At 64.8% G+C, this 5,584-nt stretch carries 6 protein-coding genes and 1 pseudogene; 2 read left to right on the top strand and 5 right to left on the bottom strand.

The features are described from left to right. From V6M49_RS06615 to V6M49_RS06625, 3 genes and pseudogenes are all read right to left on the bottom strand, one after another. Window positions 1–392, bottom strand: a pseudogene (locus V6M49_RS06615) (tryptophan--tRNA ligase); the annotation flags it as partial. A 19-nt stretch (window positions 393–411) separates the two neighbouring features. Further along, on the bottom strand, window positions 412–1,245 hold the full coding sequence (locus tag V6M49_RS06620; RefSeq protein ID WP_332760618.1) for an exodeoxyribonuclease III: 834 nt from the start codon (window positions 1,243–1,245) through the stop codon (window positions 412–414). Between the two features lie 10 nt (window positions 1,246–1,255). Next, window positions 1,256–1,819 carry a hypothetical protein gene (locus V6M49_RS06625; RefSeq protein ID WP_141139826.1) on the bottom strand — a complete coding sequence of 188 codons (564 nt, stop codon included), beginning with the start codon at window positions 1,817–1,819 and terminating at the stop codon, window positions 1,256–1,258. A gap of 154 nt (window positions 1,820–1,973) precedes the next feature. Between V6M49_RS06625 and V6M49_RS06630 the strand changes: the two genes are divergently transcribed. Beyond that, window positions 1,974–2,414, top strand: coding sequence for a CHRD domain-containing protein (locus tag V6M49_RS06630; protein ID WP_141139825.1), 441 nt, complete (start codon window positions 1,974–1,976; stop codon window positions 2,412–2,414). 91 nt (window positions 2,415–2,505) lie between these two features. Here V6M49_RS06630 and V6M49_RS06635 read toward each other — a convergent pair whose 3' ends face one another. Continuing rightward, on the bottom strand, window positions 2,506–3,399 hold the full coding sequence (locus tag V6M49_RS06635) for a bifunctional methylenetetrahydrofolate dehydrogenase/methenyltetrahydrofolate cyclohydrolase (protein ID WP_332760620.1): 894 nt from the start codon (window positions 3,397–3,399) through the stop codon (window positions 2,506–2,508). Between the two features lie 9 nt (window positions 3,400–3,408). Further along, the gene (gene glyA, locus V6M49_RS06640) at window positions 3,409–4,707 is read right to left on the bottom strand and encodes a serine hydroxymethyltransferase (protein ID WP_141139824.1); all 1,299 of its coding nucleotides are present in this window, start codon (window positions 4,705–4,707) and stop codon (window positions 3,409–3,411) included. A gap of 257 nt (window positions 4,708–4,964) precedes the next feature. On the opposite strand from glyA, the gene V6M49_RS06645 reads away from it, so the two are divergent. Then, the coding region (locus V6M49_RS06645; protein ID WP_332760619.1) for a formyltetrahydrofolate deformylase at window positions 4,965–5,584 on the top strand (620 nt) is incomplete at its 3' end.

Raw genomic sequence — 5,584 nt, forward strand, 5'->3', positions numbered from 1 at the left:
GTTGCGGCGTCCGCGCCCGACTTCTGGGTCTTGTCCTTGAACTGTGTCATCCGGGACGCTTCGCCGAAGCCGGTGATGCAGTTCAGTGCCCAGGCCAGCTGGGCGTGCTCGGGGACGTGGGACTGCACAAAGAAGATGCTTTTGTCCGGGTCGATGCCGGCGGCAATGTACTGCGCGGCAACCACCCGGGTGCGCTTGGCGAGTTCGGCGGGATCGAAGTCCACGGTGATGGCGTGCAGGTCCGGGATGAAGAAGACGGCATCATATTCGGCCTGCATGTCCACCCAGTTGCGGACAGCGCCAATGTAGTTGCCCAGGTGCAGGGAGTCCGCCGTGGGCTTGGCGCCGGAGAGGATGCGTTTCTTGGTCGCCGGGGAAGTCGGGCTAGTCATGGGAAGAAACCTTCGGGGCTTAGAGCCGGTAGTCCACTACCAGCGGTGCATGGTCAGAGAAGCGGGTGTCCCACGAGGGCGCCCGGTCAACCACTGCCGAGAATGCGGCGGCGGCGAGGTCCGGGGTGGCCATGTGGTAGTCGATGCGCCAGCCGGTGTCGTTGTCGAACGCCTGCCCACGCTGTGACCACCAGGTGTAAGGGCCGTCGACGTCGCCCGCCAGGCCACGATGGACGTCCTTCCAGCCGATGTCCTCGCCGAAGAAGCGGTCAAAATAGGCACGTTCGTCAGGCAGGAAGCCGGCCTTCTTGACGTTGCCCTTCCAGTTCCTGATGTCCCGTTCGGTGTGGCCCACGTTGAGGTCCCCCACCACCAGTGCGTGATCGCTGTGCTTGGACAGTTCCGGCAGCCTGGTGGTCATGACATCCAAAAAGCGGTACTTGTCCACCTGCTTCGGTGTGCCCACTTCACCGGAGTGCACGTAGGCGCTGGCAACGGTCAGCTGCGCGGGGTTCCCCACGGCGTCGGCCACCCTGAAGTCAGCCTCAACCCAGCGTCCGGCGGTGGCGAAGTAGTCATCGCCGATGCCGTTGCGGGTGTCCAGCGGCTCTTCACGGGACGCAATGGCAACGCCGGCGCGGCCTTTGGCCTCGGCCTCGGCGTGCAGGATGTGCCAGCCATCACCGAGCAGCTGGCGCACAATCGCGTCAGGGGCCCGGACTTCCTGGAGGCAGAGAATGTCCACCTCGCGGGGCTCCAGCCATGCCGCCATACCGTTCTTGTAGGCAGCCCGGAGGCCGTTGACGTTGACTGATGCGATGCGAAGGTGGTCCTTCTTCAATGCCGAGATCACCCGCACTACTCTAGTCGATGATGGTTCCGCTGACCGGGTCGCCGGTGCCGCCGGCAGCGCGGATCATGTCGCGGGCGTTGGTGGCGGTGATCTCGATGGTCTCCAGCGCGCGGCGGATCGTATCCTGATCCGCCGCCTCACCCTTGGCGCGTTCCTTCTCCACTACTTGGATCTGGACCTGGACGATCTTGAAGGAGTGGTCCAGCTTGAGGTCGCGGACTTCGTCCGCTTCGTTCCGCTCGTACACCACCCGGGTGCCGCCGTGGTCGGCTGAAGACGACGACGGCGCACGGCCGGCTGCGCTGTTGAAGGCGTTCTGGGCTTCCGTCAGCTTCGCGCCGGCCTTTTTGGCGGCCTTCTGGATGCTGAACACCACAAAGGCTGCGAGGGCCAGCCAGAAGGCGGCGATGATGGCGACAACCCAGCCCACGACGTCGTTCTGGTTCGCGGCAAAGATCACGGCAACGATGAACGCGATGACAAAGACCATCATTCCCGGACCGCTGATCCGCAGCATGGAGAAGCCGCCCTTGGACCGGCCGGACGGAGATTGAGTGTTACCCAGAGATCGCATGCGTCCATTGTCTCAAACGCAGCAGAGCCCCAGCGCACCTTCCACCCCCGGCGAACACCGGGTCCGGGACGCGCGCTATTGTGCCTGATCAGGGCGCGGCGTAGCGTGAATCGGGCTAGGGGTAGAAGTTCATTCGTCTATCTGAGGACACATCATGAAGAGTCATGCGTTCAGGACAGCCGCGGTGGCCACAGCCATCATCTCCCTTTTGGGGATCACCGCCCCTGCGGAGGCGAAACCGGGCGCCGCTCCCGCCATTCCGCTCAACACCGGCCAGGAAGTCGGTCCGGTTCACACCGGGGCCGGCGGATCCTTCACCTACACCATCGACGATGACGAGCTCTGCTATACGCTGACCGTCCGTGATCTGTCCGCTCCTGCCATGGCGGCACACATCCACCTCGCGTCCCGCAATGTGGCTGGTGGTGTGGTTATTCCGCTTGAGGTGGACAGCGGCACGGACTGGACGATTGATACCTGCACTACGGAAGACTCGGCCGTGCTGGCAGCCATCGAATCCAACCCAGGCGACTACTACGTCAACGTGCATAACGCCGACTTCCCCGGCGGGGAGGTCCGCGGCCAGCTGAAGTAGGTTTCGGTTCCACTCCAAAAAGTCCGACGGCGGCCCGCACCTCAAGTGAAAGATGCGGACCGCCGTCGGGCTTTGCTGTTAAGGAACGAAACTAGGCGATTCCCGCCTGGCGCTCCGCGGTCTCCACCACATTGGCGAGCAGCATGGCGCGGGTCATCGGCCCTACGCCGCCCGGGTTCGGGGAGATCCACGAGGCGACGTCGGCGGCAGCGGGGTCCACGTCTCCGGTGACCACTGCCTTACCGTTGCCGTCGTCAACACGGCTCACGCCGACGTCGAGCACTATTGCGCCCGGCTTCAGGTCCGCCGCCTTGATCATGTGCGGGACTCCCGCAGCGGCGATCACGACGTCGGCCTGTCGGAGTTCGGCGGCCAGGTCCACGGTGCCGGTGTGCGCCAGGATGACCGTGGCGTTGACGTCCTTGCGGGTCAGCAGTAGCCCGACGGGACGCCCGATGGTCACGCCGCGGCCCACCACGAGGACGCGCTTGCCCTTGAGGCTGATGCCGTGCCGGGTGAGGAGCTCCACGCAGCCCTTGGGGGTGCACGGCAGCGGCGAGGTCATGGGTCCGCTGACGTTGGCCACCAGGCGGCCCAGGTTCATTGGGTGCAGGCCGTCGGCGTCCTTATCCGGATCCATGGCCTCCAGGATGACGTCCTGGTTGATGTGCTTGGGCAAGGGAAGCTGCACGATGTAGCCGGTGCATTCCGGGTTGTCGTTCAGCTCGCGGACCACGGCCAGGAGTTCGTCCTGCGTGGTCTCCTCCGGCAGGTCGCGGCGGATGGACGTGATGCCCACCTCCGCGCAGTCCTTATGCTTGCCACCCACGTACCAGGTGCTCCCGGGATCGGAGCCCACCAAAATGGTGCCCAGCCCGGGGACGACGCCCTTGGCCTTGAGTGCGGCCACGCGTACGGTCAGCTCGGCCTTGATGGCAGCGGCGGTAGCCTTGCCGTCAAGAATCTGTGCAGTTCCAGTTTCAATGGTCATGGATTACCACTGCTCGTGCTGCGGGTACAGCGGGAAATCGGCGCAGAGCTTGTCCACGCGGGACTGCAGTGCCTCGACGTCCGTGGCGGTGCCGGCCTTCAGTGCAGTGGCGATGATCTCTGCCACCTCGGTGAATTCGGCAGCACCGAAGCCGCGCGTGGCGAGGGCCGGGGTGCCGATGCGCAGGCCGGAGGTGACCATCGGCGGGCGGGGGTCGAACGGAACCGCATTGCGGTTCACGGTGATGCCCACGGAGTGCAGGAGGTCCTCGGCCTGCTGGCCGTCGAGCTGGGAGTTGCGCAGGTCCACCAGGACCAGGTGCACGTCGGTGCCACCGGTGAGGACGGAGACGCCGGCGTCGGAGACGTCGGACTGGTTGAGGCGGTCAGCGATGATCTTGGCGCCTTCGAGGACACGCTCCTGGCGCTCCTTGAATTCCTCGGTGCCGGCGATCTTGAAGGCAACGGCCTTGGCTGCAATGACGTGCATGAGCGGCCCGCCCTGCTGGCCCGGGAAGACGTTGGAATTGATCTTCTTGGCCCACTCCTGCTTGGCCAGGATCACACCGGAGCGCGGGCCGGCGAGGGTCTTGTGCACGGTGGAGGTGACGACGTCGGAGTACGGCACCGGGCTCGGGTGCAGCCCCGCAGCCACCAGTCCGGCGAAGTGTGCCATGTCGGTCCAGAGCAGCGCGCCCACTTCATCGGCGATGGAGCGGAAGGCCGCAAAGTCCAGGTGGCGCGGGTAGGCGGACCAGCCGGCGATGATGACCTGGGGCTTCTCGGCGATGGCCTGTTCGCGCAGCTTGTCCATGTCAACGCGGAAGTTGTCCGGCTCCACCTGGTAGGCAGCCACGTTGTAGAGCTTGCCGGAGAAGTTGAGCTTCATGCCGTGGGTCAGGTGGCCGCCGTGGGCCAGGGACAGGCCCAGGATCTTGTCACCGGGGGTGATCATGGCGGACAATGCTGCGGCGTTGGCCTGGGCACCGGAGTGCGGCTGGACGTTGGCGTACTCGGCACCGAACAGTGCCTTGACGCGGTCGATGGCCAGCTGCTCTGCGATGTCCACATATTCGCAGCCGCCGTAGTAACGGCGGCCCGGGTAACCCTCGGCGTACTTGTTGGTCAGGACCGAGCCCTGGGCTTCCATCACAGCGCGCGGGGCAAAGTTTTCGGAGGCGATCATTTCCAGGGTGCCGCGCTGGCGGCCAAGTTCCTGGCTGAGGACTGCTGCGATTTCGGGGTCAAGCTCGGCCAGCGACTGGTTGCTGACGGCGACTGTTGTGGTGGCGGTAGTAGTCACGAAAAACTCCTGGCTAGGGATACGGGCACTGCTAAGGTCAGGCTACCGGCTGGCGCTCATCATCGCCCCTTGATGACAGGGCGTGAAAGCGAACCGCACCCTCAGAGGATGCAGTTCCGGTAAGACATGACCCTCGGCCCAGGCGTACGATCCGTGGTCTTCGTGATTGCCACTCCCTGGTGGTTAGCCACCCAACGCCAGTTGCGACCCCACCAGACTACCAAACGCGGGCGGGCCGCGCGGGTAGGCTTGTAGTCGTGACTGAAGAGCAGCTGAACCGAGCTTACGTATTGACATTGTCCTGCCCGGACCGACCCGGAATTGTCCACGCTGTGGCCGGAGCGCTGCTGGTGGCGGGCTGTAATATTTTGGACTCGCAGCAGTATGGCAGCCCCGCAACCGGCAACTTCTTTATGCGGGTGGAAGCGACGACGACGGCCTCCCGGGCCGAGGTCCAGGCTGCCCTTGGGCCGGTGGTCCACTCGTTCGGCATGCAGTGGAGTCTCAACCCCGTGGGCCAGAAGGTGCGCACGCTCCTGATGGCCAGCACGTCCGCGCACTGCCTCAACGACATCCTGTTCCAGCAGCGCTCCGGCACCCTGCCCATCGAGATCCCCGCCATTGTTTCCAACCACCGCGACCTTGCCGGGCTGGCCGAGTTCTACGGCATCCCGTTCCACCACATCCCGGTCACCCCGGACACCAAGGCCCAGGCCGAGGACAAGCTGCGCGCCCTCATGGCCGAGCACGATATCGAACTGACCGTCCTGGCCCGCTACATGCAGATCATTTCGGATGACCTGTGCGCGGAGCTCACCGGCAAGGCCATCAACATCCACCACTCGTTCCTGCCGTCCTTCAAGGGCGCCAAGCCCTA

Origin of the sequence: Pseudarthrobacter sp., assembly GCF_036675385.1 — a bacterium.
GTDB lineage: Bacteria > Actinomycetota > Actinomycetes > Actinomycetales > Micrococcaceae > Arthrobacter.